The sequence below is a fragment of the Kribbella sp. NPDC023972 genome (genome assembly GCF_040639075.1).
Taxonomy (GTDB): Bacteria; Actinomycetota; Actinomycetes; order Propionibacteriales; family Kribbellaceae; genus Kribbella.
Map to the genome: position 1 here is coordinate 606,648 of NZ_JBEZZH010000001.1, position 26,884 is coordinate 633,531.

Below are 26,884 nucleotides of genomic sequence, written 5' to 3' on the forward strand. Positions count from 1 at the left end.
GGACGACATGAAACAGGTTGCACAGAACTACAAGTCCGGTGAGCTGGCGGTTCTCGACGTCCCTGCGCCCACCTGTGCGCCGGGTGGCGTGCTGGTCCGCTCGCTCTACTCGCTGATCTCGACCGGGACCGAGCTGATGAAGGTCGGCGAGGCCAAGCTGTCGATGCTCGGCAAGGCTCGCGCGCGGCCGGACCAGGTCCGGAAGGTGCTGGACTCGGTCGCCCAGCAGGGAGCGCTCAACACCTACAAGAAGGTGATGAACAAGCTCGACTCGTACACGCCGCTGGGGTACTCGCTGTGCGGTGTGGTGGTGGAGGTCGGCGCCGGTGCCGAGGAGTTCAGTGTCGGGCAGCTGGTCGCGGCCGCGGGCAACGAGTTCGCCTTGCACGCGGAGTACAACTGGGTGCCGGTCAACCTGTGCGTTCCGGTGCCGGACGGCGTACCGCCGGAGCAGGCCGCGTTCTCGACGGTCGGTGCGATCGCGATGCACGGCGTACGTCAGTCGGAGGTGCAGCTCGGCGACACCGCGGTGGTGATCGGGCTCGGCCTGGTCGGGCAACTGGTGGTACGGCTGCTGGTCGCGGCCGGCGTCCGGGTGTTCGGGATCGACACGGTCGAGGACCGGGGCCGGATGGCGGAGAAGGCCGGCGCCCTGCACTGCTCGTCGGCCGACGAGGCGGGAGTCGCCGCCCTGGAGCGGTCGTTGCTGGAGGCATCGAACGGCCTGGGCGCGGACCACATCCTGCTCGCGGCCGGCGGTCACTCCAACGGCCCGGTCGAGACGGCCGCACGACTGGCCCGTGACCGGGCCCGGGTGGTCGACATCGGCAAGACCAGGCTCGACCTCCCGTGGAACGCGTACTACGACAAGGAACTCGATGTCCGCTTCTCCCGCTCCTACGGGCCGGGCCGGTACGACGACCGCTACGAGCTCGAGGGAATCGACTACCCCGCCGGGTACGTCCGCTGGACCGAACGCCGCAACCTCGAATGCTTCATCGACCTGATCGCCCGCGAACAGATCGACGTCGGCTCCCTGGTCGCAAGAGTCTTCCCCATCGCGGACGCGACGGAGGTCTACCAGCAGTTGTCGTCGGGTGCGTTCCCGGGTGTCGGGTTCTTGTTCGAGTACCCGGACGTTCCTCTGCAGGAAACCGCACCGCACACAACGTCGGTGGCGCGACCGGCAAGTCCGACCACTGGATCTGTTCGGCTTGGGTTCGTGGGTGCCGGCAACTACGCATCGAGCATGCTGCTGCCTCATCTGCAGAAGAACGATGACGCGGTGCTGGCCCACGTCGCCACCAACAAGTCGTTGTCAGCAGCGAATGCTCAGCGGCGGTTCGGGTTCGAGCAGATCGCGACGGATGCCAACGCGGTGCTGACCGACGAGAGCCTGGACGCGATTTTCGTCGTCACCCGGCACAGCACCCACGCCGACCTTGCCTGCCGGGCGCTCGAGACCGGCAAGGCGGTGTTCGTCGAGAAGCCGTTGGCGTTGACCGACGAGGATCTGGACCGGATCGTCGCGACGGTGGATGCTACCGGCAACGATCGGCTGATGGTCGGGTTCAACCGCAGGTTCGCCCCGCTGCTGACCGATCTGCGCGACCGGTTCGGCACGCCGGGCGGCGGGTCCTCGCTGCGCTACCTGGTGAACGCCGGCCGGCTGGACCCGTCCAGCTGGTACCTCGACCAGGACAAGGAAGGCAGCCGGTTCGCCGGTGAGGGCGGCCACTTCATCGACACGTTGAGCTGGTGGCTCGACAGCCTGCCCACCGAGGTGTACGCCGTACCCGGACCGGACGCCGGCGACGTGATCGTCAGCCTGCGGTTCGCGAACGGCTCGGTCGGCACGATCAGCTATGTCGGCGGCGGCAACTCCCGGTTCCCGAAGGAGACGCTGGACATCACCGGCGGCGGCCGCAACGGCCGGCTGGACAACTTCCAGAGCGCCTCGGTGTGGACCGGCCGGAAGCCGTCCACCCGCAAGGCCCGCGGCACCGACAAGGGCCAGCGGGTCGAGCTGGAGCGGTTCGTCCGAGCGGTGAAGTCCGGCGGCCCGATGCCGATTTCGTTCGACTCGCTGGTCGCGACGACCCGCGCGACCATCGCCGTCGACAAGAGCCTCGCCAGTGGCAAAGCTGAGCACATTCTGTCCCCGCCCCACCGCCCCGGTCAGGGGAACGTATGAGCCGCCAGCCGCTGGGCTGGTACGTCCGTCGCGTACGCCGGATGTCCCCCACCGAGCTGGTCTGGCGCACCCGCGACCACGTACGGCGTACTGCCTGGGCCTATCAGCAGGTCCGGCCCGGGCAGGACGCCAAGACCCAGCTGCCGCTGCGCGGCGACCTGACGTTCCCGGCGACGTTGCCTCCGCACGCGGCTGACGGCGTACCGGAGGAGGCGCGCCGGGCGGTGATCGGGGCCGCCGACGCGATCATGGCCGGGAACCTGGAGGTGCTCGGCGTCGACCGGACCGATCTGAAGGCGCCGGACTGGTTCCGCGACCCGGTCACCGGCCGGAGTTCGGATCCGTCGGAGTACACGTTCCGGCTCAACCATCGCAACGAAGAGCTGGTCGGGAACATCAAGCAGGTCTGGGAGTTGTCCCGGCACCATCACCTGACCCAGCTCGCCGCGGCCTGGCACCTGACCCACGACGACGCGTACGCCGACCGGGTCGCCGACCACCTGAACGACTGGTGGCGGTCGAACCCGTTCCTGTCCGGTGTGCACTGGGCCAGCGGGATCGAGATCGGGATCCGGCTGATCAGCTGGGCCTGGATCCGGCGGCTGCTGGACGACTGGCCGGCGGTCACCGCGCTCTTCGAGCACAACGAGCCGGCGTTGCGGCAGCTGTACTGGCACCAGCGCTACCTGGCCGCGTTCCAGAGCCATGGCTCGTCGGCGAACAACCATGTGATCGCCGAGGCGGCCGGCCAGTTGGTGGGAGCCTGCGCGTTCCCCTGGTTCGCCCAGAGCGACAAGTGGCGTGCGGACGCGGCCGAGTTGCTGGAGAAACAACTGGACGCCAACACCTTCCCGTCCGGCGTCAACCGCGAACTCGCGACCGACTACCACCGGTTCGTCTCCGAGCTCGGCCTGTACGCCGCTCTGGAGGCGGACAACGCCGGTCATCCACTCAGTCAGCAGACCTGGTCGCTGCTGACCCGGACCGTCGATGTGGCCGCGGCGATGGTGGACAGCACGCTGCGCCCACCGCGCCAGGGTGACGACGACGAAGGCATGGTGCTCGTCCTCGATCCACCCGATGTGCACAGCTGGTCGGCGTTCCTGTCGCTCGGCGCCGCGGTGGTCGGTCGCGCCGATTGGTGGCCGTCGAGTCCGCTGACGACGACCGCCGTACTGGCCGGAAGTCTTGTCAGCGGCACCCAGCCTCATCGTCCGGCGCGGCGCCCGGATCACTTCACCGACGCCGGGATCACGATCCTGCGCAGTCGCGACGCCGGGCCGGAGATCTGGTGCCGGTGTGACGCCGGTCCGCACGGCTTCCTGTCCATCGCGGCCCACGCCCACTGCGACGCGCTGTCCCTCGAGGTCCGGGTCGGCGGCGTCGACATCCTCGCCGACCCGGGAACGTACTGCTACCACGGCGAGGAACAGTGGCGGAACTACTTCCGCTCGACGATCGCCCACAACACCGTCGAGGTCGCCGGCGCCGAGCAGTCCGTCTGGGGCGGCCCGTTCCTGTGGCTGCGCGGCGCGACGGGACGCGTACGGCGTTTTGCCGCCGATGGTGACGTGATGACCTGGGACGCCGAGCACGACGGCTACCAGTCCGGCGAGACACCGATCACGCACCGGCGCACCGCCGTACTGGAGGATGGCGTGCTGCGGGTGGAGGACCGGCTGGACGGGACAGCTGATGTCCGGATCGCTTGGCATCTCGGGCCGGACGTGGCGGCCGAACTGGACGGTGCGACCGGGCGGTTGAAGTGGCCGAACGGGGCCGCCGTCGTCGCGTTGCCGGCCGGGTTGAGCTGGGCCGCGCACTGCGGTGGTGACGACCCGTTGCTCGGCTGGTACTCACCGCGATTCGGGCGCAAGGTGCCGATCACCACTTTGGTCGGCTCCGGCGTCCTCGGGCCGGATTCCCCCGCGGTCAGCAGTTTCCAATTCCGGTCTTGACCGGAGCCAGCTGTATCAGCCTTCGTTTCCGCCCCTCTATTACTGCGAACCGATCGGGGAGGGGCCTGTGAGCGAGCGCAGCGAGCGAACAGACAAGCAGAGCAGTGCCAGCGCTCACGTCGCAACCGAGCGAAGCGAGGTGGAGACGTGAGTGCACAGCAGCTCGACGTCAAGAGATCCTGGCGTGCCATCCGGCGGCACCGCCTCATCGTCGCCGGGGTGGCGCTCGTAGGCCTGCTCGGCGGCGTGGGCTACGGCCTGCTGGTGCCGCCGTTGTACACGGCCACGTCACTCGTCGTCCTGCCACCGCCGCCGCCGGCGGCGGACCCGGACAAGCCCGAGGGCACGCAGAGCATCGAGACCCAGGTCTTCATCGCCAAGAGCGAACCGGTGCTGAAGAGCGCCGGCCAGAACCTGAGCCCGGCGCTGTCCACCAAGGTGGCGCGGGACCGGGTCAAGGTCACAGCGGTGACCGATGACGTGATCAAGATCGACGCCAAGGGCACGTCGGCCGCGCAGTCGATGCTGCTGGCGAACGCGGTCGCCGAGGTCTACCTGGTCTTCATCACGACCGACCAGGTATTGCCCGGCGACCTGGGGAAGAAGACGGGGGCGCGCGTGCTGGAGCAGGCGACGACCGCACGGGGCGGCAGCCTGGCGGTCCATCTGGGAATCTGGGGTCTGCTCGGTGCGCTGGTCGGCGCCGTCGTGGGCTCGATCGGTGTGCTGGCCAAGGAGCGCGGTGACCGGCGGCTCCGGCTGCGGGACGAGATCGCCGACGCGGTCGGCCTGCCCGTGCTGGGGTCGGTCTCGTCGTACCGGGCGACCGACGTGTCGGACTGGGCCTATCTACTGGAGCACTACTCGCCAACCGCGGTCGAGGCTTGGAGCCTGCGCAAGACGCTGCACCACCTCGGCCTGGATGTGCGGGGCGGAGCTCAACCGTCGCTGACGGTCGTCTCGTTCGCTGACGACGACAAGGCGCTGCCGCTCGGTCCGCAGCTGGCCGCGCTCGCGACCTCGATCGGCATCCCCACCTCGATCGTGGTCGACACGCACCAGGAGCCGTCCGGAAAGGTTGCCCTGGACATCCATCTGGTCGTTGTCGACCGGGACGCCCCGCGCCTGGCCGGTACCACCCGCACCACCAACACGATCATCGCTCTGTCGGCCGGCACGGTCACGGCCGAGGAACTGGCCCGGCTGGCCGTCGCGGCCGCGGCCGACGGCCGCACCATCGACGGACTGGTCGTCACCGATCCGGACCCGTCCGACCGCACCATCGGCCGCGTCTCGCAATCGCTGCGCCCCGGCTCGCGGCTGCCCACTCTCCTCACCGGTACCACCGCGAGGAGGACCAAATGAGCAACCAGCCGTACAACGAGCGAGGTGCCACCGATCCCGGCTGGACCGACGACGACGGCCTGTTCGTCAGTGAACCGACGAAGGCTTTCCCGCCGGACAGCCTGGTCACGTTCCGGTTCCTCCGCGACGCCCTGCGCCGGCACCGGCGCATCTGGCTGATCCTCGCCGCAGTCGGACTGCTCGGCGGTCTGGGGTCGACCTACGTCCTGCCGCAGTCGCAGGTGTCGGCGGCCCGGCTGCTGGTGACCCACCGCGACGGTGAGGACCCGACCAAGGCGATGGCCACCGACGTCAGCCTGGCGACCACGCACACGGTCGCACAGCGGGTGATCGAGCTGCTCAAGCTGCCCGAGACTCCCGATGAGCTGCTGAAGCGGTACACCGCGACCGCCTCGACCGACCGGGTGCTGGAGGTCACGGTCCGTGCGAAGACGACCGACCAGGCCAACAAGCAGGCGACGGTCATCGCTCAGGTGTTCCTGATCTTCCGCAAGGAGCAGATCGCACTGCAGGGCGACCCGCTGGATCGTGATCTGGCCGCGGCCCAGTCCGCGCTGTCCGTCGCGGAAGCGGCGGTGCGCGCAACCGGCGACGACCCGGACGCCCCGAAGCGGCCGAACAGCCCGGCGATGGCTCGGCTCGGTATCGCCCGGGAGCGGGTGCAGTACGTCCGGCAGCAGATGCTGGACCAGGAGTTCCAGGCCTCCCGGATGAACAGCAGCCGGATCCTCGACCTGGCCGCGCCGGTTCCGGTGTCGGCCGAGGGGACGCTGGCGATCAATGCCGGCACCGGGCTGATCGCCGGGCTGTTCCTGGGGCTCGCCTTCGTCATCGTCCGGGCGCTGATCTCCGACCGGTTGTGGAAGCGGCAGGACATCGCCGGCGCGCTGGGCGCCCGGGTCCGGCTGAGCAGCCCTCGGCCGTCTCGCTGGCGGTTGCTGCCGTTCCCGCGCTACCTGCGCGCGGCCCAGCGGCGGAACCCGGAGGTCCGGCTGATGGTGCAGCACCTCGCCCAGCGCATCTTCTGGGGCGAGCGGCCCATCCCGGCCACCGCCCTGGTCAGCGTCGACGACGTCCGCACCTGCGCCCTGGTGGTCGCCTCGCTGGCGGTGTCGCTGGCCGAGGAGGGCAAGCACGTCCTGGTGGCCGACCTCAGCGGAACGCGGCTGCTCGCGCGGATGCTCGGCGTCAAGGTGCCGGGCACCCGCGAGTCGCGGTTCAGCGAGCCGGGCCGGCGGATCGACGTACACCTCCCCGACCCCGACGGCGGTCCGGCCCAGGGCAGCTACCTGCGCCCGAGCGAGACAAGCCGACCCGAAAGCACCGGGGATCTCGCGCTCGACGCCGCCTGGGAGGTCGCGGACGTCGTACTCAGCCTCGCCACGCTGACGCCGGAGCTGGGCGCGGACCACCTGAACACCTGGGCGTCGCACGCTGCCGTCGTGGTGACCGCGGGACGCTCGACCACCGCCAAGGTTCAGGCCACCGGAGAGATGCTGCGACTGGCCGGACTGGAGATCGACACCGCCGTGGTGCTTCGCCCGGACCGCACCGACGAGAGCGTGGGCGTCGCCCAGGCCGAGGCTGCTCCGGCCCGCGTCGACGTCGAGATCTTCGGCCGATGAACGACCGGAGTGAGTTCATCACGAGGCACAGCACACCTCGTGCCTCATCCGCGCCCGGAGCGAAGCGAGGACGTGGATGAGCATCGGGCTGAGCGAACGACTGGTGACCCGGATCGGCCTCCGGCCGACCCGGCGGGTGGTTACGCCCGAAGTCCGCAGGCGTCGCCGGGTCCAACTGGTCTGGGGCCTGCTGGTCCTGAACGTGATGACGTTTTTTCCCGGCTCACCGCACCTGCTCCCGATCCCGGGCATGCTCGGCAAGCTCATCGCTCAGGCGTCGCTGGTCGCGGCCCTGATGCTGGTCCTGACGGTCAACCGGCCGGTCCAGGTCCGGCGCACTGTCTTCATCTTCCTGCTCCTCCTGCTGGCGTCGGAGGCGTGGCTGGCCAGTGTCCGGGCGGAGTTCCTGTTCGGTGCACTGTTCCGGGCGGGGCGGCTGCTCACGTTCGCGATGGTGCTGTGGCTGCTGACTCCGTGGTGGACCAGGCGCGACCTGCTGCTGGTGCGCACCCACCTGATCGTGCTGTGGTTCATCCTCGGCTCTGTCGTCCTCGGCTTGCTGGCCGCACCCGGACTCGCGATGACCGACAATCGGCTGCATGGCGCCATCTGGCCCATCCCGCCGACCCAGGTCGGGCACTACGCCGCGGTGGCGACCGGCCTGACGGTAGTGCTGTGGCTGTCCGGGCTGCTCAGACGTGGTGTCGCACTGGCCAGCGTGCTGGTGGCCGTCCCGGTGCTGCTGCTGACCCACACCCGGACCGCGCTGGTCGCGCTCCTGGCCGGCGTACTCATCGCCGGGCTGAGCCTGTTCACCGCGCGGACCCGGGCCCGGAGGTTCCTCGCGATCGGGGTCGGCGTCTTCACCGTCGGAGCGGTCACGCTCGGCTCGGTGGTGACGACCTGGCTGGCCCGTGGGCAGGACTCCGAGGATGTGGCGGCGCTGACCGGTCGCCGGGCGGTCTGGGAGTTGATCCTGGCCGAGCCACGATCGACGTTCGAGACTCTCTTCGGTCTCGGCCTGTCCAACAAGTCGTTCCACGGCTTGCCGATCGACAGCAACTGGCTCGGCACGTACTACGACGCCGGCCTGGTCGGGGTCGGGATCAGCATCACGCTCGTGGTGTTCGTCCTGGCCGCCGCATGGTTCCGGCCGCAGGGCCCACACCGTGCTCTCGCACTCTTCCTGGTCGCGTACTGCGTGGTCGCGTCCTTCACCGAGAGCGGGCTCAGCGAGGCCTCGCCGTACCTGCTCGAGCTCACGCTGGCCGCGTCGCTCGTCTATCAAGCATCCACCCGTGCGGCTCCGCGATGAACATCCTGCGGTCCCCACCCCAGAACGAGAAAGATCGCCCCCCCGCCCAGGCCCCTGGATGAGGAACACAAATGGAGCATCGCGTGTGGTACCGACGCAGACCCGTTCTGGTGGTTTGTGCGCTCGTCCTCGCCGTCGTCGCCACGGTCACGATCGTGCGCCTCGGCGATCAACAGTACAACCATGCGCAGACGCCGCGGGTAGGGTCGTCGGCCGCCACCTCCGCACCGCCGGCGCGGGCTCCGCAGACGCCGCCCGCCAAGGTGTGCGGCAACGTCGCGGTGCTCGCCGGTCCGGCCTCCGCGCCGGCCGGCGCGGTCACGGTGAGCACCACGCAGCAGCTCGACGACCTGACCAGGACGAACCCCAGCGGTACGACGTTCTGGTTGGCCCCTGGCGTCCACGTTCTGGGCGCCGGGGAGTTCAGCCAGGTGAATCCGAAGGACGGCAACACCTATATCGGCGCGCCCGGGGCGATCCTGGACGGTGCCCGGGAGAACCGCTACGCGTTCACGGGCTACGGAATCAACGTCACGGTGAAGAACCTCACCATCCAGAACTTCGGCGGCCGCGGCACCCACAGCGACGAGGGGGTGGTGAACCACGACTCGGCGACGGGCTGGGTGGTCGCGCACAACACGATCCAGAACAACACGGGCGCCGGCGTGATGGTCGGTAGCCGGAACGTGCTGCGAGGCAACTGCCTGACGCACAACGGCCAGTACGGCTTCAACTCGTACAACCCGCACAACGTCTCCGACATCACCCTCGACGGTAACGAGATCTCCGAGAACAACACCGACGACTGGGAGGCCGTCCGGCCGGGTTGCGGTTGCACCGGCGGTGGCAAGTTCTGGAAGACCAGCAAGGGCGTCGTCAAGAACAACTGGGTACATGACAACAAGGGCGTCGGTCTTTGGGTGGACACGAACAGCGTCGGGTTCCTGTTCGAGAACAACTACCTGTCCGACAACAGCGCCCAGGGCATCATCTACGAAACCAGCTACAACGCGATGATCCGCGGCAACACGTTTGTCCGTAACGGCTGGGAGGCAGGCCCGAGGGTCCAGGGCTTCCCGACCGGCGCGCTGTACGTGTCCGAGTCCGGTAGTGACAGCCGGGTGCCAGGGCCGTACAACCAGACGTTCGAGATCACCGAGAACCTGTTCATCGACAATTGGTCCGGCGTGATCCTGTGGGAGAACGCGGACCGTTTCTCCGGCTCGCCGGCCAACACCAGTACCCACGCCAACACCTTGGTGAACCCCACCGTCACGGCCGGCAGCTGCACCGAGCTGAACCTTCACAAAGAGCCGTACAAGGACGACTGCCGCTGGAAGACCAAGAACGTCCGGGTGCACGACAACCTGTTCTCGCTCGATCCGGACAAGATGGCCGGAAACTGCAGGGCCCAAACCGGCTGCGGCTACAACGCCCTGTTCTCGAACTGGGGAACGTACCCGGCCTGGAAGAACTCGCCGTATCACAAGGATGCGATCCAGAACTGGATCACGTTCAAGCAGGGCAACCGGTTCTACAGCAACACCTACGCGGGCCCGTGGCGCTTCGTGGTCCACGGCCAGGGAAACTCGGTGAGCTGGGCGACCTGGCAGGGCGCTCCGTACGGCCAGGACAAGGACAGCGTGGTCAAGATCATCACACCGGGAGGTCGCTGATGTTGCGCGGACCTGGTGAGCCTGGCGCCGACTGCGACGGCCGGGTAGAGAAGGTCGCGGCCGTGGGCCGCGCGGCCTACCTCGACCACGACTGGGACGTCGCAGTGCTCGACCTGGTGTTCGACAGCCTGGTCGACACCGTGGACGGGGCGCAGCTTCCGGTACGCCGGCTCCGGTTCGCCGGGTACGGCTGCACCGTCGAGGTCACGACCAGCGGTGACAGACTGCTCACCGTCGACCTCAAGGTCAGCCCGGACGGCCCGGTCGTGGTGGAGTCACACATGCCCGGCGTGCGCGGCCCGTTCGCGATCCTGTGGTCGCAGGGCCGGACGATGACCTGGATGCGGCCGCATCTGACCACCTTCGTCGTGCGCTGGCCTTCGGCGGGGCACCTGCCAGTCCGTACCGCCTGGGTTCCTCTCTAGGTCCCCCATGCGCGGCAGATGTGCGTCAACGCGGCGGCGCAGGCCGCTGGAGGCTGTCGAACCTCCAGAGGCCTCGCTTTGGGGCAGGGGCCGAGATCGTCCGTCGTCGGGTGCTGCTACAGCTAGCTGTGATGTCCAGGGAGGTTGGTCAGTCGGGTGATGGGTGGTTGGCCTGCGATGGCACTGTGGGGTCGGTGATCAGGCCTGGACCACTTGCGCGCCGTCTTCGGTGCGACCATGAACATTTTCGCGGCCGCCGGAGCACTCCAGCCCTGCTCGACGATCAGCCGCGCCAACCGCAGAGACGTGCGCGCGGGGTCAACTGGGCATCAGCGTGGGACACGAAGGCCTCCTGGTTCGTGAAGCGGTGACTCGACAGCTGCACTTCACAACCGGAGGCCTTCATCAGTCCTCAACGACTCGCCGACTCACCAAACCCCAGGACAACCTCCCTGGACATCACAGCTAGCCGTCGAGGAGCACCCGGAGCTTGTCCAGGCACCGGCCGCGCATCGGCCCGATGCTGCCGACCGGCAGCCCAAGCGTCTCCGAGATCACGGCGTACGGCATCGGCGGGTCGGCCATCAGCATGCCGAGCAGTTGCTGCCACCGGTCCGGCAGGCTCTCGAGCGCCCGCCGTACGTCGTCCGCACGCTCACCGGCGAGCAGGACGGCGTCCGGCTCGGGCTGGTTGCCGGCTACCGCCTCGAACGCCGTTGCCTCGTAGGTCAGCAGCACGCGCTTGCGGAACGCCAGTACCCGCAGGCATTCCCGGCGCGTGGTGACGACCAGCCAGGCGCCGACCCGCTCGGGATCGACGCGGTTGATGTGTTCGAGCAACCGCAGCCAGACCACCTGAGAGACGTCAGCCGCGTCGCTGTCGCTCAGGCGGAAGCTGCGGGTCACCGCCCAGACGAGTCGCGCATAGTGGTCGACCAACCGGCTCCACGCCCCCTGGTCCCCGACCGCGGCCTGGACCACCAGCGTCGCGGCGTCGGATCTGGCAACGGCCGACCTTTCCATTACTACAGTCACGGATTCCCCCCTCGGGAATACACATCCCCACAAACGCACCACCGCCTAGTACGCGCCGTCGCTCCCCAGCACGGCACGAGCGGTCTTCCACAAAATGAGCAGGTCCAGCGCGATCGACCAGTTGTCGGCGTACCGCAGGTCGAGCCGCATCGACTCCTCCCACGTCAGATCGCTACGCCCGCTGACCTGCCAGAGGCCGGTCAGCCCGGGCTTCACGAGCATCCGCCGCGTGTCGTCGATGGCGTATCGCTCCACCTCCGCCGGCAGTGGTGGCCGTGGCCCCACCAGCGACATGTCGCCCCGGAGCACGTTCACCAGTTGTGGCAACTCGTCGATCGAGAAACGCCGCAGATACTTGCCGACCCGGGTCACCCGGGGATCGTCACGGAGCTTGAACAGCACCCCGTTGCCTTCGTTCAGCGCGTGCAGCTCACCCTGGCGCGCCTCTGCGTCGGCGACCATCGTGCGGAACTTCAGCATCTGGAAGGGTTGTCCGCCGCGACCCACCCGGGTCTGCCGGAACAACACCGGTCCCCGGCTGCTGATTTTCACCAGCAGCGCGGTGACGAGCAGGATCGGCGCGACGCCGAGCAGCATCAGGCAGCCGACCACTCGGTCGAAGATGCTCTTCAGCAGGTGCGGCCCGCCGCTCACCGACGGCCGCTCCAAATGCAGCAGCGACAGGCCGGCGACCGGGCGGATCGAGATCCGCGGGCCGGCGACCTCGACGATGCCAGGCGAGACGATCAGGTCGATACCGCGCTGCTCGAGCGCCCAGGACAGCTTGCGCAGCAAGTGTCCGGCCAGCTCCGGGTCGGCGGCCACCGCGACCACGTCGACCTCGAACTGGTCGACCGCGGCCAGGATGTCCATCTCGGTCCGGCCGAGCCGCTCGGGCTCGGGCTCCTCGAACGCGTCACCGCGTGGCAAGCACCTGGCGACCACGACGTACCCGTCGGCCGGCCGCTCCTCCAGGTGCCGCCGCAGCGTGGTCACCTGGTCGTTGCGCCCGACAACGAGCACCCGGCGCATGCACTGGCCGGCGAACCGCCGCCGGGAGATGCTGCGATGCAGCAACCAGCGGGCCACCATCGCCGCCAGGCAGGTCATCGGCACGGCCAGAACGACGAAACCACGGGCGACCTCGAGCTTGATCGCGTACGACGTGACCGCGACCAGCGCGGTCAGTGCCACCGCGGCCCTGATGATCGAGCGGAACTCCTCCGGCCCGGTGCCGAAGTACCGGGCCTCATAACCGCGTTCCAGCGCCACACAGGCCAGCCAGGCGATCGGCAGGACGGCGCCGAGCAGGAAGTAGCCGATGTTGATCTGGGCACCGAACCGGGCGACGAGCGCCAGCGATCCACCGATCAGCGCGGCGGCGAGGTCCCCGCCGAGCGCCGCCCAGCGGTACTTCGCCACCCAGCGCGGCTCGGTCAGCCGGACCGCCCGCGGCAGGATCGCCGGGATCTCGTCCGGAACAACCCAGATCGGCCGGCGTCGATCCCCCGACGGCGCCGAACCTACGTCGGCCGGTTCGGCCAACTCCTCGGACACGACGAATTCGGTCACGCACAGTCACCCCCCACAGGTGAATCCGAAACCCGTGACCCAACTACTCCCCGTCACGAACTTCGATGAACGCCGCCCCCACAACGGCGTGATCTCGACAGTACTACGTCATTGCGGTCTCGGACATAGCAACCGCGAGTGTTTACCCGGGCGCACCCCCCAGGGCAGACAAAGACCCCCGGCGCCCGTCTTTTGGAGTCCGAGGGTCTCGCTTCGGCTACTGTCTGTGACCGGCCGCCGGGTCGGGGCGCCGATCGGGGTGTCGCCGGTCAGCCGGCGATCAGGCCGTCGCCGCTGATCAGTTCACGCATCTCGGCCAGCGAGCTGTCGCTCGGCGGCAGGATCGCGTCCGAGTCGTGCAGTTCGTCGTCCGGCACCTTCTCACCCGAGCGAACGAAGTCCAGCAGTGCGGCGAACGCGGTCTTGAAGGCGTCCTCGTCGCCGGCCGACACGGCCTTCTCCAGCTCGCCGTCAACCTTGTTGAGCTCGTCCAGCTTCTCGTCGGCCAACCGCCACTGGCCCTCACTCATGATGCGAACGATCATCGAGCGTCTCCGTCCTGAGGTCGCACCGGCTCCGCGGCCGGCTGCTGCGTGGGCTGCTGTACCTGGGCGGTTCCCTGCGTGTTGTCGCCGGCCAACTCCTTGGGGGCGCTGCCGCCGGACAGCTGGGACTTCATCGCCGCCAGCTCGCTCTCCACGTCCGAGTTGGACGACATCCGCTCCAGCTCCAGCGTGATGTTGTCCTTGCTGGTGCCGCTGGCGTCGTCGAGGGCGCCGGAGGCAAGCAGCTCGTCGATGGCACCGGCCCGGGCCTGCATCTGCTGGGTCTTGTCCTCGGCCCGCTGGACCGCCAGGCCGACATCGCTCATCTCCTCGGAGATGCCGGAGAAAGCCTCGTTGATCCGGGTCTGCGCCTCGGCCGCCGTGTAGGTGGCCTTGATGGTCTCCTTGCGGGTCCGGAACGACTCGACCTTGGCCTGCAGTCGCTGGGAGGCGAGCGTCAGCTTCTCCTCCTCGCCCTGCAGCTGGGCGTGCTGGGTCTGCAGGTCCTCGATCTGGCCCTGCAGGCCCGACTTGCGGGTCAGGGCCTCGCGGGCCAGGTCCTCACGGCCCATCGAGAGCGCCTTCTGGGCCTGTTCCTGCAGCTTCTGCGACTGGGACTGCAGCTGGGAGGCCTGCAACTCCACCCGCTTCCTGCTGGTGGCCACGTCGGCCACGCCCCGCCGCACCTTCTGCAACAGCTCCAGCTGCTTCTGATACGAGTAGTCAAGGGTTTCGCGAGGATCTTCGGCCTTGTCCAGGGCGGTGTTCGCCTTGGCCTTGAAGATCGTCGACATCCGCTTGAAGATGCTCATCGATATCCGTACCCCTTCTGTGCCGGCGAGTCGACCCGGCGTGCGTCAACCACCCTATGTCCACACGGGTCACCACACCATCAGGACCGGCCCCGATAAAGTAGTGGTCAGGTCCGGGGACCACCCCGAGTCGCGACCAGCCCTGCCGAATGAGGTTCAGACCCCGTGTTCCGTCGTACCAAGTCTGAGACAGCTACCACCGTACCCGCCGAACCCCAGGGCAAGCCGGGCGGTAAGGGACGCCCCACGCCGACCCGCAAGGAGGCCGAGGCCGCCCGGAAGGCCGCGCTGAAGAAACCGCGCAACCGCAAGGAGGCGGCGGCGTACCGGCGGGAGAAGGTCCGGGCCGAGCGGGTCAAGATGCAGGAGGCGATGCGCACCGGCGACGACCGGTACCTGCCCGCCGCCGACAAGGGGCCGGTCCGGCGGTTCGCCCGCGACTACGTGGACGCCCGGTACTCGGTGATGGAGTTCGCGCTGCCGGTCCTGCTGGTGGTGTCGCTGCTCGGCGTGGTCTTCTCGCCGGCCTTCCCATGGCTGGCCGGCATGGTCAACCTGCTCTTCCTGGTGATGATCCTGCTGATCGCCGCGGACTGGTTCCTGCTCACCGCCGGCCTGAAGAAGGCGGTCGGGGCGAAGTTCCCGAACGAGTCCACCAAGGGCATCGGGTTCTACGCCGTCCGCCGGACCATGCAGATGCGCCGCTGGCGGCTGCCCAAGCCGATGGTGAAGCGCGGCGAGAAGCCGAGCTGAGACCGTGGGCGCGTCGACTGGGCCGGGGCCAGTAGGGTCGGGGGTATGGACTTCCGCTATCTCGGCAACAGTGGTTTGAAGGTCAGCGAGATCTCGTACGGGAACTGGCTGACGCACGGTTCCCAGGTGGAGAACGATCAGGCCAAGGCGTGTGTGCGGGCGGCACTGGACGCCGGCATCACCACGTTCGACACGGCCGACGTCTACGCCAACACCAAGGCCGAGGTGGTCCTCGGCGAGGCACTGGAGGGCGAGCGGCGCGAGTCGCTGGAGATCCTCACCAAGGTGTACTGGCCGACCGGCCCCGGCGGACCGAACGACGTCGGCCTGTCCCGCAAGCACATCCACGAGTCGATCAACGGGTCGCTGAAGCGACTGAAGACCGACTACGTCGACGTGTACCAGGCGCACCGGTTCGACACCGAGACGCCGCTGGAGGAGACGATGGAGGCCTTTGCCGACGTCGTCCGGGCCGGCAAGGCGCTCTACATCGGCGTGTCGGAGTGGACCGCTGAGCAGTTGCAGGAGGGTCACCGGCTGGCCCGTGAACTGCGCATCCCGTTCGTGTCCAACCAGCCGCAGTACAGCATGCTCTGGCGGGTGATCGAGGCCGAGGTGGTGCCGGCGTCGGAGGAGCTCGGTATCGGCCAGGTGGTGTTCTCGCCGATCGCGCAGGGTGTGCTGACGGGTAAGTACCTGCCCGGTCAGCAGCCACCCGAGGGCTCCCGCGCCACCGACGAGAACGGGTCGAACTTCGTCAAGCGGTTCCTCACCGACGACGTGCTGACCCGGGTGCAGGAGCTGAAGCCGCTCGCCGACGAGGCCGGCCTCTCGCTGGCCCAGCTCGCCGTCGCCTGGGTGCTGCAGAACCCGAACGTCTCCTCGGCCATCATCGGCGCCTCCCGGCCCGAGCAGGTGGTGGAGAACGTGAAGGCCGCCGGCGTGAGGCTGGAGGAGAGCCTGCTGAAGCGGATCGACGAGACGCTGGGCAGCATCGTCGAGCGCGACCCGGCCAAGACCACGCAGAACGCGCCGCAGACCCGGCCGGGCTCATGAGCTGGAGCTGGCGGTTCGAGACCGCATCCGGCGCCATCGTCGACCCGGGCGAGGTCGGCGGGGCCGAGTTCTCCGCCCAGGGTGACGCGGAGAGCTGGCTGGGCGAGACCTGGCGCGACCTCGCCGAGCGTGGTGTCGGCCAGGTCTTCCTGCTCGAGGACGGCCGCGAGGTCTACGGCCCGATGAGCCTCGCCGCCCAGGAGTAAAAGGGCGTCCCCGGAACCCGTACGACGTCCTGCGCGGCGTCGTACGGGTTAGTGCCCCGCTGGCGGCGGTGCTTGAACGATGGCGGCGTCCAGGTGCGTGCATCGCTGCGTGCCTGGGCGTCGCCAGCGTCAAGCATTGCCGCCAGCGGGGGACTTCCTTGTTAAGCTGCGGCTGAACCCACTCCTGTGTCACAGGGAAGCCGGTCCAAGTCCGGCGCTGACCCGCAACCGTAGGCCACCTCTGGTGGCGAGCCGGAACACTGTGACACAGGCAGACAGGCTCAACTACCCGCCGTGGTCCGCGGGTGGAGCCCCTCCCTGCCTGTGCAGGCGGGACTTCCTCCACCGGGCTCCGGCCCGATCGAGGACACGACATGACTGCACAACGGACCGTACGACTGGTCCTCAGCCTGCTGGCGGGTCTCCTGCTGGCGGGGACCGTCGCCAGCACCGCCCAGGCCGAGGACGGTTACCGCTTCTGGGGTTACTACCAGTGGAGCGGAGGCCAGTGGGTCTTCGCGCAGAAGGGTGCCGACGTCGTCGTACCGGCCGACGGGGCCGTGGAGGGTTGGCGGTACGCCGTCGGGGGCGCCAAGCCCCGAGTGCCCCGGGCAGCGGGCGACTTCGAGGCGATCTGCGGCAAGACTCCGGCCGAGTCAGGCAAGAAGCGGGTGGCTCTGGTGGTCGACCCGGGTACGCCGGAAGACGCACCCAGCGGTGAGACGCCGGGTCCGGCCACCGGGACGTGTGTGGTCACGGACGTGCCGGCGACCGGGGCGAAGATCCTGGCCGCGGCCGGACCGGTCCGGATCGAGAAGGGGCTGACCTGCGGTATCGCGGGCTACCCGTCCAAGGGCTGCGGCGACCAGGTGAAGAACATCCAGGTCCCGGCGACCGACGAGTCCGTGACTCCGGAGATCAAGCCGGCCGTGGGCTCCACTGCTGCCCCGGCGCCCGCGGCTTCGGAGTCGGATGACGACAGTGCCCCGTGGACCGGCATCATCGTCGCCGCGGTGGCGGTCGTCGTACTGGGCGGTGGCGGTTTGCTGCTCAGCCGCCGCCGCTCGAGTCAGCAGAGCTAGGTGCGTACTGTCCATCACCTCACCCTCCCCCGGGCTCTCCACCCGGGGGCCTGGTGGTTGTGGGCGTTGGGCATGGCTGTGGCCGCCAGCAGGACGCGCAACCCGGTACTGCTGGTGCTGATCCTCGTGGTGACCGGCTTCGTGGTGTCGGCCCGGCGCAGCGACGCTCCCTGGGCCCACAGCTACGCCGCGTTCCTCAAGCTCGGCCTGATGGTCATCGGCATCCGGGTGGTGCTGCAGGCGTTGCTGTCGACGCGTTCGCAGGGCAACACGTTGCTGTTCACCCTGCCCCAGATTCCCTTGCCGGATTGGGCAAACGGCGTCAAGCTCGGCGGCGAGGTCACCGCTGACGCACTGGTCACCGCGCTGTACGACGGCGGCCAACTGGCCGTGATGCTGTGCTGCATCGGCGCGGCCAACGCACTGGCGAGTCCACGGCGACTGCTCAAGTCGTTGCCTGGGGCCCTGTACGAGATGGGTGTGGCCTGCGTGGTCGCACTGACCTTCGCACCGCAGCTGGTGACCGACGCCCGCCGTATCCGCGCCGCCCGCCGGTTGCGCGGCCGCACCCGCGGTTCCTTCCGTACGACGGCCATGCCCGTACTGGAGGGCGCCTTGGACCGCTCGGTGGAGCTCGCCGCCGCGATGGACTCCCGCGGCTACGGCCGTACGGCGCAGGTCCCACGACGTCAGCGCCGGATCACCGGGGTGTGCGTGCTGTTGGGGCTACTCGGCATCCTGCTCGGCGTCTACGCCTTGCTGACCGACTCCATGGCGTTCCCCTTCGCCGCTGGAGCGTTGGTGGTGGGACTGCTGCTGGCTGTGAGCGCGATGGCGATCGGCCGCCAGCGGGTCACGAGGACGCGGTACCGGCCGGACCCGTGGGCACTGCCGGAGTGGCTGGTCGTCGGTGCAGGTGCTCTGGCTGCTGCCGCGATGATCACCGCCGCAGTCCTTGGTGTTGACGGTCTGGTGTTGGCGGGTCCGCTGGTGGTGCCACCCGTTCCACTGCTGCCGGTGGTCGGCGTACTGATCGGGCTTGCTCCTGCGGTGGCTGCACCGCCGTTGCAGGCTCGTCGACGTGAGCTGGTGGTCGCGTGATCGAGTTCGACCGAGTGACGATGACCTATGACAGTGCTGACGCGCCTGCTCTGCAGGACGTGAGCTTCACGGTGCCCGAAGGTGAGCTGGCGCTTGTGATTGGGCGGACCGGCTCTGGGAAGTCCACGCTGCTGCGGGCGATCAACGGTCTGGTGCCGCACTTCACCGGAGGCACGCTGGCCGGCCGCGTGCTCGTCAACGGGCGGGACACGCGGGAGTACCGCCCGCGTGATCTGGCCGATGTGGTCGGCATGGTCGGTCAGGATCCGATGGCCGGGTTCGTCACCGACACAGTCGAGGACGAGCTCGCGTACACCATGGAGTCGCTCGGGGTGCCACCCGACGTGATGCGACGCCGTGTCGAGGAGACGCTGGACCTGCTCGGGCTCGCCGACGTACGGGACCGGGCCTTGACGTCGCTGTCCGGCGGCCAACGACAGCGGACCGCTATCGGCGCGGCACTCACCTCTCATCCTGCTGTGCTCGTGCTGGACGAGCCGACATCGGCACTGGACCCGCAAGCCGCTGAAGAGGTGCTGGCCACGTTGCAACGGCTGGTGCACGATCTGGGCGTCACCGTGGTGATGGCTGAGCATCGCCTCGAGCGGGTGATCCAGTACGCCGACCGGGTGATCGAAGTACCGGGTGGTTCGGCTGCTGTTTCTACTGGACTGCCGGCCGAGCGGATGGTGACTGCACCCGTCGCACCGCCTGTGGTGGAGCTGGGACGTCTTGCGGGGTGGTCCCCTCTGCCGCTGTCAGTGCGGGATGCACGGCGGGCTGCGGTCTCATTGCGGAGCCGGCTGGGTGAGGTTGCGCCGCTCCGACCCGTTGCCGTCACTGGTGATGAGCTGGCAAGCTGCCGCGATCTCGTGGTCGGCTACGGGAGCGTGACCGCGCTCCGTGGGGTGTCGCTGAGCATCAGAGCCGGTGAGGTCGTCGCGCTCATGGGGCGCAACGGTGCGGGCAAGTCCACGCTGCTCAACGCGTTGGTGGGGATCGTGACACCTCGATCGGGTACGGCGTCGGCAGCTGGAGTGGACCCACGTCGTACGCGACCGTCCAAGCTGGTCAAGGCGGTCGGACTGGTGCCGCAGGAGCCGGCGGACCTGCTGTACGCGGCCACGGTGGCTGAGGAGTGTGCTGCGGCTGATGCCGATTTCCAGGTGCCGGCGGGTAGTTGCCTGGCGCTACTGAATCGGCTAGCACCGGACGTGGATCTCGGGATGCATCCGCGTGACCTGTCCGAGGGACAACGGTTGTGCTTGGCGCTGGCCGTCGTACTGTGCAGCGCCCCGCCGCTGTTGCTGCTGGACGAGCCGACGCGCGGGTTGGACTACGGCGCCAAGCGGCGGCTGGTGGAGATCCTGCGGGAGCTGGCGGCCGCGGGTCATGCGGTGGTGCTGTCGACGCATGACGTGGAGATGGTGGCCGAGGTCGCCACGCGGGTGCTGGTGCTGGCTGAGGGCGAACTAGTGAGTGACGGCGAGACGGCGACGGTCATCGCCGGGTCGCCGGCGTTCGCGCCACAGGTGGCGAAGATCCTTGCCCCGTTGCCTTTCCTGACCGTGGGAGAGGTCGCCACCGCCCTGGAACGAGCATCGTGAACCCGCTTCGCCTGAGGTCGCGGTGGAAGCCGCGGAGTACTGCGACCCCCGCCACCAAGTCCTTCAATCTCCTGCGGCTGAAGCCGCGGAGTACCGCCGCGCCCACCCCCACCACCAAATCCCTCAACCTCCTGCGGCTGAAGCCGCGGAGTACCGCGGCGCTCGTGGTCGCCTCTTTGGTGGGGGTGCTGGCCTTCGGGTGGCCGTTGCTGTGGCAGACCGATCAGGCGGGTGAGTCGGCGATCGGGCACACCACCGACGCGCCGTGGCTGTTCGTGTTGCTGCTGCCGTTGCTGGTGGCCGTCGTACTGGCTGAGCTGTCCGAGTCGGGGATCGACGCCAAGGTGATCTCGCTGCTGGGGATGCTGGCGGCTGTCGGGGCCGCGCTGCGTGCACTCGGCCCGGGTACCGCTGGCCTGGAGCCTGGGTTCTTCCTGCTGGTGCTGGCGGGTCGGGCGTTCGGTGCTGGATTCGGCTTCGTGCTGGGGGCTGTGTCGCTGCTGGGTGGCGCGATGATCAGCGGTGGGGTCGGGCCGTGGATGCCGTTCCAGATGTTCGCGTGTGCGTGGGTCGGGTGCCTGGCCGGCCTGCTGCCGCGGGTGAGTGGGCGACTCGAGTTGTTGATGCTGGCGGCGTACTCGCTCGTGGCGGGGGTGCTGTACGGCGTGGTGATGAACCTGTGGTTCTGGCCGTACGCGACGTTCGGCAGTGACTTCTCGTTCGTCCCGGGTGACGCGTTGGCCGATAACCTGCATCGGTACTTCCTGTTCGTGATCGCGACGTCGCTGGGGTGGGACATTCCGCGTGGCGTGCTGTGCGCCGTACTGGTGCTGGCGCTCGGACGGCCGGTGCTGACGGCTTTCCGTCGTACTGCGCGGAAGGCGGCCTTCGACGTACCAGTGGTGTTCGAGTCGAGGAGGGACGATGCCTGAACAGCGGACGTTGATCCTGGGCGGCGCCCGGTCGGGCAAATCGGTCGCCGCCGAGCGACTGCTGGCCGCCGAGCCCGAGGTCCTGTACGTCGCAACCGGCGGAGACGGCTCGTCCGACCCGGAGTGGGCCGACCGCATCGCCAAACACCGCGCCCGCCGACCACCGTCATGGGGCCTCGCCGAAACGATCGACCTGGTCCCACTGCTCGACTCCCCCGGCCCCCCGATGCTGATCGACTGCCTGACTCTCTGGCTGTCCCGAACCATGGACACCCTCGACATCTGGTCCGACCTGAGCCGAGCCGAGCTGGTCGACCAGGAGATCTCCCAACTCGCCGAAGCATGGTCGCGCACCCCCCGCACCGTGGTTGCCGTAAGCAACGACATCGGCTCCGGCGTCGTCCCCGCCGACCCCGGCACCCGCCTCTTCCGCGACCTCATGGGCCGCCTGAACACCACCATCTCCCTCCGCTCCACCACCGCCCTCTGGACCATCGCCGGCCGAACCCTCCCCCTCACATGACCCCCCACACCCCCTCCAACCCCGACCCGGACCCCACCGAACCAGGCCAGAGCGACTCCACCACTCCACCCGAAAGCGACCCCATCGGACCAGGCGGCAGCGGGTCTCCCACCACGGGCCAGAGCGGGTCTCCCGGCACGGGCGCTGGTGGATCCCCCGGCACGAGCGCTGATGGATCCCCCGGACCGCGCGGGAGTGAACTCCGCGGCCCGAACGAGAGCACACCCACCGGACCAGGCGGGAGTGAACCCACCGGACCAGGCGGCAGCGCGCCCACCACACCAGGCGAGAGCGGGTCGACCGGGCCAGGCGAGAGCCTGCCCGCCGGGTCGTCCGGGAGCGGGACTTCCGGAGTGCTCGGGAGTGAGCCTCCCGGACCAGACGGCAGCGGACCGTCCGGTGCGCGCGGAGGCGAGACCACTCCACCAAACGACAGCGGGCCCACCGGACCAGGCGGTTACGAACCCGCCCCACCAAGCGGCAGCGGGTCTCCGGGAGTGGGCGGGAGTGGGGCTTCCCGGGCGGAGAGCGAGAGGGCTGGGCCTTCGCGTGGTGGCGGGTGGGGGGACGGGTTGTGGCTGGCGATGGGGACGTTGAGTGTGTTGCCGGCCGTGATGCCATCGCGGGTTGATCGGATGGTCGGTGGGCGGGCGATGGTTCTCGCGCCGTTCGTCGGGGTGTTGCTCGGTGGGATCTCGGGTGGGGTTGTTGCGGTTGCGCAGTTCTTGCGGCCGGATGCGGACCTGCTCGCGGCGGTGCTCGGCGTTCTGGTGTTGGTCGTGCTTTCGGGCGCGCTGCATCTGGACGGGCTGGCTGACTTCGCGGATGCGCTCGGGAGTCGGCGCGATCGCGCGACCATGCTCCGGATCATGAAGCAGAGCGACATCGGGCCGTTCGGCGTCGTCGCGATCACCGCGGTCCTGCTGCTCGACGTCGCGGCTCTCACGGCTTGTGTTCAAGCTGGCTTCGGCTGGCAAGCAGTCCTGATCGCGACCACTGCCAGCCGCCTGACACTCCCCTGGACCTGCCGCACCACGATCCCGCCGGCCAGGCCCGACGGCCTCGGCGCGACCGTCGCCGCCACCGTTCGCCCACTCACAGCCGTCGTCACGACGCTCGCCGTACTGGCCGCAGCTCTCATGCTCGCCTGGCTCAGCACCCCGATCATCCCGCCCGGCGGCGCCCCACTCACCTTCGACCAGGTCAGCTCGATCGACGGAGAACTCCTCGCCGGCACCGCAACCGCCGTACTCCTAGCCCTCGTAGTCAGCCTCCTCACCACCCGCCGAGCCCGCACCGCCCTCGGCGGCACCACCGGCGACGTCCTAGGCGCCGCCATCGAACTAACCCTCCCCACCACACTCCTCGCCCTAGCCCTCACCACCTGACCCTGCCCCGGCCCGCGCTCGTCCACGAGGACCGCCGCCCAGAGGCCGCCGACGGACGGCGAGACCGCCGGGCCCCTGCTCGTCGAGTAGTCGACTTCGGCGCCGAACAGCGCTCGCCGCGAACCACAATCCACAACTCGGCGGGACCGCTCACGAGACCACCAGCCAGAGACGGTCGCCGGACCGCGAGTCCGCCGGCGCATGCTCGTCGAGTCGTCGAATCGTCGAATCCGGCGACGGACGGCGCTTGTCGCGAACCAGAATCCACAACTCGGCGGGACCGCCCACGAGACCACGAACCAGAGGCGGTCGCCGGACCGCGAGCCCGCCGGACCATGGTCGCCGAGTCGTCGAGTCGTCGATTTCGGCGAGGGACGGCGCTTGTCGCGAACCAGAATCCACGACTCGGCGGGACCGCCCACGAGACCACGACCAGAGGCGGACCGCGAGCCCGGCAGGCCAGCGCTCGTCGAGTCGGCGACTTCGGCGACGGACAGCGCTCGCCGCGAACCAGAATCGACGGTTCGGCTGGGGCACCCACGAGGACCACCACGCAACGGCGGCGGTCGACCGACCGCGAGGCCGCCGGCCCATGAGTCGTCGAGCGTCGAATCGTCGATTTCGGCGAGGGACAGCGTTTGCCACGGACCAGAATCGACAACTCGGCGGGTCCCACCGACGAGAACCCCCGAACCGGAGGCTCTGGGCGGACGGGTGGGGCTGACCGGCCGATGTTCGTCGAGTCGTGGGTTTGGCGGTGGTAGGCGTTTGCCGGGCGCGCCAGGATCGACGACTCGGTGGAAGGTGGCGATGGAGAACCTCGGCTCGGGATGGCGAGGGGTTTGGCGGGTCGGCGCGGGGTGGGTTGGTGCTGGTGGGGTTGGTGGTGCATTACTGTCACGGTGACGGGTCGAGTGGGCAGCGGGACGGCGAGGTTGGAGATGAACTTGAGGGTTGTTTCGCGGTGTGACGCGGTTGGGGCCGCGCGATCCGTTATGTTTATGTAATGAACGCAACTCGTCCGGCGCCTGGGTCGCAGGCTTCGTTGCGTGAAGCCAACCGTGAGCGCGTTCTGGGGGTCGTCCGGCAGCACGGCCCGCTGACCCAGGTCGAGATCGCCGCGGCCTCCGGCCTGTCCGCCGCGACCGTGTCGAACATGGTCCGCGAGCTCGACCAGGCCGGCATGGTCGGCCTGTCTCGCAGCATTCGCAACGGTCGTCGCGCCGTACTCGTGTCCCTCGCGTCCGGCGGCGGCCTGCTCGCCGGGGTGGCCTTCGGCGAGCGTGACGTCCGGGTCGCGATCGCCGACGAGTCTCGCGAGATCCTGGCCCAGCAGTTGATGCCGTTGCAGGCCGACCACGTCGCCGACGACGGGATGGAGCGCGCCGCCCGCCTACTCGCCGACCTGGCCGAGACGGTCAGCTCCGGCGTCGAGGACATCGCCGCGATCGGCTTCGGGCTGCCCGCGCCGGTCGACTCGGTCAGCGGGGAAGCCGGCTCGGATGCGGTCCTGCCGGGCTGGCGCGGCGTCAACGTCACCGAGGCGATGGCCGGGCACCTCCGGGCGCCGGTCGCGCTCGACAACACCGCGAACCTGGCCGCCCTCGGCGAGCTCCGCAACGGCGCGCTGCGGGGCGTCCGGCACGGCTGCTACCTGAAGTTCTCGTACGGCGTGGGCGCGGGGATCGTGCTCGACGGTGAAGTGTTCCGCGGCTCGGCCGGTACGGCGGGCGAGATCGGGCACGTCACCATCGACGAGAACGGGCCGGTCTGCCGGTGTGGGAACCGGGGCTGCCTGGACACCTTCGTCGGGTCCCGGGCACTGATCAACAGCCTGGCCGCGTCGCACGGACCGCTCCGGCTGAAGGACATCGTCAGCCGGGCCCTGCAGGACGATCTCGGCTGCCGCCGGGTGATCGAGGACGCGGGCCGCCGGGTCGGGGTTGCGGTGGCGGGGCTGGTGAACCTGCTGAACCCCGAGGTGATCGTCGTCGGCGGGCTGATGGCGGAGGCCGGCGAGCTGATCCTGGACCCGCTCCGCGAGGCCCTGGACCGCTGCGCCATCCCCAGCGCCGCCGCCACCGTCGAGCTCCGCCGAGCCCAACTCGGCGACGACGCCGACATCGTCGGCGCCATCCACCTGGCCTCCGTCCTCAGCCACACCCAAGCCACCAAATCCATCGCCTCCCCCGCCTGACCAACCGCCCGCCTCCCAGGCCGGTAGCGGGTTGTCTGACCGCTGGCCTGTTGTAACCCGCCAGCGGTGCAACAGCGTGCCATCGGGACCTGCTACGCCTCCCGGGGCGCGGGTTGTTTGACCGCTGGCGTGTTGTAGGCCGCCAGTGGTGCAGCAACCCGCCGCACGGTCGACGACGACCGGCCGGTCAGCCGCCACCGGCAGGCTGCCGGAAACATGCGACGGCGTGCGCCTGCTGCCGCCCCGGGACCTTTGTCACGCGAATATGTCTATTTCTTGAATTCAAGTCTTGACGTCAAAGGCTGCGGGGGCTTGACTTCCGTCAGGCCTACTCGGGCCATCACGTCAAGGAGCCGCCACATGTTCGTCTCTCCAACTCGTCTCGCCGGGCTCGGTCTGACCGTCTCGGCCCTCGCTCTGTCCCTGGTGGCCTGCGGGTCGGACGAACCCGCCGCCGGAGGCTCCGGCGAGGCCAAGAAGATCGCGCTGCTGCTGCCCGAGTCGAAGACGACCCGTTACGAGGCGCTCGACCGGCCCCTGTTCACCGAGGCGCTCAAGGCGGCCTGCGCCAACTGCGAGTTGATTTACAGCAACGCCGATCAGGACGCGGCCAAGCAGCAACAGCAGGCCGAGGCCGCTCTTACCCAGGGTGCGCACGTCCTCGTCCTCGACCCGGTCGACGGCAAGGCCGCCTCCGCGGTGGTCGCCTCCGCCAAGGGCCAGAACGTCCCGGTCGTGGCGTACGACCGATTCATCGAGAAGGCCGACTACTACGTCTCGTTCGAGAACGAGGCGGTCGGCAAGCTTCAGGCGCAGACCCTGGTGGACGCCCTCAAGGAGGCCGGCAAGACGTCCGGCAACCTGGCCATGATCAACGGCTCGCCGACCGACCCGAACGCGGCCGACTTCAAGAAGGGCGCGCACAGCGTGCTCGACTCCAGCGGCTACAAGATCGCCGCCGAGTTCGACACCCCGGACTGGAGCCCGGACAAGGCACAGGCCTGGATGGAGGGCCAGCTCAGCGCGATCAAGAACGGCCTGGTCGGTGTGTACGCGGCCAACGACGGTACGGCGGGTGGCGCGATCGCTGCGCTCAAGGGTGGTGGCGTCACGCCGCTGCCGCCGGTGACCGGTCAGGACTCCGAGCTGGCCGCGATCCAGCGGATCGTTGCCGGTGACCAGGCGATGACCATCTACAAGGCGGTCAAGCCGCAGGCCGAGGCGGCCGCCAAGGGCGCGGTGGCGTTGGCCAACGCCAACAAGCCCGAGTCGACCACGGACAAGAACGGCGTACCGTCGACGATCCTCGACCCGGTCGCGGTGACCAAGGACAACATCAAGGACACCGTGGTGAAGGACAACATCTACAAGGTGACCGACATCTGTACCGCGTCCTTCGCCGCCGCCTGCACCGCGGCCGGCCTCAGCTGACCCACCCGGGCGTTGCCCCGCTGTGAGGAGCGGTCAGCTCGGCCACCTTCCGCAACCCCGGTGTGCTCGCGATCTCGGTGGCGCAG

22 protein-coding genes, 1 pseudogene and 1 riboswitch are annotated in these 26,884 nt (G+C 69.0%); of the genes and pseudogenes, 18 read left to right on the forward strand and 5 right to left on the reverse strand.

Annotated features, from left to right (window positions below; all coding sequences use genetic code 11):
• The first annotated feature begins 7 nt into the window (after positions 1-7).
• The 7 genes from AB0F43_RS02700 (at position 8) to AB0F43_RS02730 (ending at position 10,558) form a co-directional block, all read left to right on the forward strand.
• Positions 8-2,194: a bi-domain-containing oxidoreductase gene (locus tag AB0F43_RS02700; RefSeq protein ID WP_360469656.1), complete on the forward strand. Its 2,187-nt coding sequence runs from the start codon at positions 8-10 to the stop codon at positions 2,192-2,194.
• Positions 2,191-4,152, forward strand: a complete 1,962-nt coding sequence (locus AB0F43_RS02705) for an alginate lyase family protein (protein ID WP_360469658.1) — start codon at positions 2,191-2,193, stop codon at positions 4,150-4,152. The genes AB0F43_RS02700 and AB0F43_RS02705 overlap by 4 nt, the downstream gene beginning before the upstream one ends.
• A 147-nt stretch (positions 4,153-4,299) precedes the next feature.
• Entirely contained in the window at positions 4,300-5,517 is a 1,218-nt protein-coding gene (locus AB0F43_RS02710; RefSeq protein ID WP_360469661.1) for a Wzz/FepE/Etk N-terminal domain-containing protein, read from the forward strand.
• Positions 5,514-7,142, forward strand: a complete 1,629-nt coding sequence (locus AB0F43_RS02715) for a hypothetical protein (protein WP_360469664.1) — start codon at positions 5,514-5,516, stop codon at positions 7,140-7,142. Before AB0F43_RS02710 ends, AB0F43_RS02715 begins: the two co-directional genes overlap by 4 nt.
• Positions 7,143-7,218: 76 nt before the next feature.
• Positions 7,219-8,457, forward strand: a complete 1,239-nt coding sequence (locus tag AB0F43_RS02720) for a hypothetical protein (protein WP_360469665.1) — start codon at positions 7,219-7,221, stop codon at positions 8,455-8,457.
• 71 nt (positions 8,458-8,528) lie between these two features.
• Entirely contained in the window at positions 8,529-10,133 is a 1,605-nt protein-coding gene (locus AB0F43_RS02725) for a right-handed parallel beta-helix repeat-containing protein (RefSeq protein WP_360469668.1), read from the forward strand.
• Positions 10,133-10,558, forward strand: coding sequence for a hypothetical protein (locus tag AB0F43_RS02730; RefSeq protein WP_360469670.1), 426 nt, complete (start codon positions 10,133-10,135; stop codon positions 10,556-10,558). Before AB0F43_RS02725 ends, AB0F43_RS02730 begins: the two co-directional genes overlap by 1 nt.
• A gap of 206 nt (positions 10,559-10,764) precedes the next feature.
• On the opposite strand, the pseudogene AB0F43_RS02735 reads toward AB0F43_RS02730, so the two are convergent.
• The 5 genes and pseudogenes from AB0F43_RS02735 to AB0F43_RS02755 form a co-directional block, all read right to left on the reverse strand.
• Positions 10,765-10,901, reverse strand: a pseudogene (locus AB0F43_RS02735) (IS481 family transposase); the annotation flags it as partial.
• A 122-nt stretch (positions 10,902-11,023) separates the two neighbouring features.
• Entirely contained in the window at positions 11,024-11,581 is a 558-nt protein-coding gene (locus AB0F43_RS02740) for a sigma-70 family RNA polymerase sigma factor (protein WP_360469673.1), read from the reverse strand.
• Positions 11,582-11,638: 57 nt separating this feature from the next.
• On the reverse strand, positions 11,639-13,165 hold the full coding sequence (locus tag AB0F43_RS02745; RefSeq protein ID WP_360469675.1) for a sugar transferase: 1,527 nt from the start codon (positions 13,163-13,165) through the stop codon (positions 11,639-11,641).
• Positions 13,166-13,434: 269 nt separating this feature from the next.
• Positions 13,435-13,710 carry a hypothetical protein gene (locus AB0F43_RS02750; protein ID WP_360469677.1) on the reverse strand — a complete coding sequence of 92 codons (276 nt, stop codon included), beginning with the start codon at positions 13,708-13,710 and terminating at the stop codon, positions 13,435-13,437.
• Positions 13,707-14,522, reverse strand: coding sequence for a PspA/IM30 family protein (locus AB0F43_RS02755; RefSeq protein WP_360469680.1), 816 nt, complete (start codon positions 14,520-14,522; stop codon positions 13,707-13,709). The genes AB0F43_RS02750 and AB0F43_RS02755 overlap by 4 nt, the downstream gene beginning before the upstream one ends.
• A 165-nt stretch (positions 14,523-14,687) precedes the next feature.
• Between AB0F43_RS02755 and AB0F43_RS02760 the strand changes: the two genes are divergently transcribed.
• From AB0F43_RS02760 to AB0F43_RS02810, 11 genes are all read left to right on the forward strand, one after another.
• Entirely contained in the window at positions 14,688-15,275 is a 588-nt protein-coding gene (locus AB0F43_RS02760; protein ID WP_360469683.1) for a DUF3043 domain-containing protein, read from the forward strand.
• A gap of 45 nt (positions 15,276-15,320) precedes the next feature.
• Positions 15,321-16,331 (forward strand): aldo/keto reductase family protein, encoded by a 1,011-nt coding sequence (locus AB0F43_RS02765; protein ID WP_360469686.1) that lies wholly within the window; start codon positions 15,321-15,323, stop codon positions 16,329-16,331.
• Positions 16,328-16,537, forward strand: a complete 210-nt coding sequence (locus tag AB0F43_RS02770; RefSeq protein ID WP_360469688.1) for a hypothetical protein — start codon at positions 16,328-16,330, stop codon at positions 16,535-16,537. Before AB0F43_RS02765 ends, AB0F43_RS02770 begins: the two co-directional genes overlap by 4 nt.
• Before the next feature lie 195 nt (positions 16,538-16,732).
• Positions 16,733-16,798, forward strand: a riboswitch (cobalamin riboswitch).
• A gap of 113 nt (positions 16,799-16,911) precedes the next feature.
• Positions 16,912-17,619 (forward strand): SCO2322 family protein, encoded by a 708-nt coding sequence (locus AB0F43_RS02775; RefSeq protein ID WP_360469690.1) that lies wholly within the window; start codon positions 16,912-16,914, stop codon positions 17,617-17,619.
• Positions 17,620-18,720 (forward strand): CbiQ family ECF transporter T component, encoded by a 1,101-nt coding sequence (locus AB0F43_RS02780; protein ID WP_360469693.1) that lies wholly within the window; start codon positions 17,620-17,622, stop codon positions 18,718-18,720.
• The gene (locus AB0F43_RS02785; protein ID WP_360469696.1) at positions 18,717-20,327 is read left to right on the forward strand and encodes an ATP-binding cassette domain-containing protein; all 1,611 of its coding nucleotides are present in this window, start codon (positions 18,717-18,719) and stop codon (positions 20,325-20,327) included. The genes AB0F43_RS02780 and AB0F43_RS02785 overlap by 4 nt, the downstream gene beginning before the upstream one ends.
• Complete coding sequence (locus tag AB0F43_RS02790) at positions 20,324-21,259, forward strand: ECF transporter S component (RefSeq protein ID WP_360469699.1); 936 nt, start codon at positions 20,324-20,326, stop codon at positions 21,257-21,259. The genes AB0F43_RS02785 and AB0F43_RS02790 overlap by 4 nt, the downstream gene beginning before the upstream one ends.
• Positions 21,252-21,782 (forward strand): bifunctional adenosylcobinamide kinase/adenosylcobinamide-phosphate guanylyltransferase, encoded by a 531-nt coding sequence (locus tag AB0F43_RS02795; protein WP_360469701.1) that lies wholly within the window; start codon positions 21,252-21,254, stop codon positions 21,780-21,782. The genes AB0F43_RS02790 and AB0F43_RS02795 overlap by 8 nt, the downstream gene beginning before the upstream one ends.
• Positions 21,783-22,366: 584 nt before the next feature.
• Positions 22,367-23,170 carry an adenosylcobinamide-GDP ribazoletransferase gene (locus AB0F43_RS02800; RefSeq protein ID WP_360469704.1) on the forward strand — a complete coding sequence of 268 codons (804 nt, stop codon included), beginning with the start codon at positions 22,367-22,369 and terminating at the stop codon, positions 23,168-23,170.
• A gap of 1,006 nt (positions 23,171-24,176) precedes the next feature.
• Entirely contained in the window at positions 24,177-25,367 is a 1,191-nt protein-coding gene (locus tag AB0F43_RS02805; RefSeq protein WP_360469707.1) for an ROK family transcriptional regulator, read from the forward strand.
• Positions 25,368-25,727: 360 nt separating this feature from the next.
• Complete coding sequence (locus AB0F43_RS02810; protein ID WP_360469710.1) at positions 25,728-26,798, forward strand: substrate-binding domain-containing protein; 1,071 nt, start codon at positions 25,728-25,730, stop codon at positions 26,796-26,798.
• The last annotated feature ends 86 nt before the right edge of the window (positions 26,799-26,884 follow it).

Coding starts and splice junctions, on each gene's coding strand:
- AB0F43_RS02775 (WP_360469690.1), top strand. CDS start 16,912: ATGACTGCACAACGGACCGTACGACTGGTCCTCAGCCTGCTGGCGGGT.
- AB0F43_RS02730 (WP_360469670.1), top strand. CDS start 10,133: ATGTTGCGCGGACCTGGTGAGCCTGGCGCCGACTGCGACGGCCGGGTA.
- AB0F43_RS02750 (WP_360469677.1), bottom strand. CDS start 13,710: ATGATCGTTCGCATCATGAGTGAGGGCCAGTGGCGGTTGGCCGACGAG.
- AB0F43_RS02720 (WP_360469665.1), top strand. CDS start 7,219: ATGAGCATCGGGCTGAGCGAACGACTGGTGACCCGGATCGGCCTCCGG.
- AB0F43_RS02740 (WP_360469673.1), bottom strand. CDS start 11,581: ATGGAAAGGTCGGCCGTTGCCAGATCCGACGCCGCGACGCTGGTGGTC.
- AB0F43_RS02795 (WP_360469701.1), top strand. CDS start 21,252: ATGCCTGAACAGCGGACGTTGATCCTGGGCGGCGCCCGGTCGGGCAAA.
- AB0F43_RS02765 (WP_360469686.1), top strand. CDS start 15,321: ATGGACTTCCGCTATCTCGGCAACAGTGGTTTGAAGGTCAGCGAGATC.
- AB0F43_RS02705 (WP_360469658.1), top strand. CDS start 2,191: ATGAGCCGCCAGCCGCTGGGCTGGTACGTCCGTCGCGTACGCCGGATG.
- AB0F43_RS02725 (WP_360469668.1), top strand. CDS start 8,529: ATGGAGCATCGCGTGTGGTACCGACGCAGACCCGTTCTGGTGGTTTGT.
- AB0F43_RS02800 (WP_360469704.1), top strand. CDS start 22,367: ATGGGGACGTTGAGTGTGTTGCCGGCCGTGATGCCATCGCGGGTTGAT.
- AB0F43_RS02805 (WP_360469707.1), top strand. CDS start 24,177: ATGAACGCAACTCGTCCGGCGCCTGGGTCGCAGGCTTCGTTGCGTGAA.
- AB0F43_RS02770 (WP_360469688.1), top strand. CDS start 16,328: ATGAGCTGGAGCTGGCGGTTCGAGACCGCATCCGGCGCCATCGTCGAC.
- AB0F43_RS02810 (WP_360469710.1), top strand. CDS start 25,728: ATGTTCGTCTCTCCAACTCGTCTCGCCGGGCTCGGTCTGACCGTCTCG.
- AB0F43_RS02715 (WP_360469664.1), top strand. CDS start 5,514: ATGAGCAACCAGCCGTACAACGAGCGAGGTGCCACCGATCCCGGCTGG.
- AB0F43_RS02755 (WP_360469680.1), bottom strand. CDS start 14,522: ATGAGCATCTTCAAGCGGATGTCGACGATCTTCAAGGCCAAGGCGAAC.
- AB0F43_RS02700 (WP_360469656.1), top strand. CDS start 8: ATGAAACAGGTTGCACAGAACTACAAGTCCGGTGAGCTGGCGGTTCTC.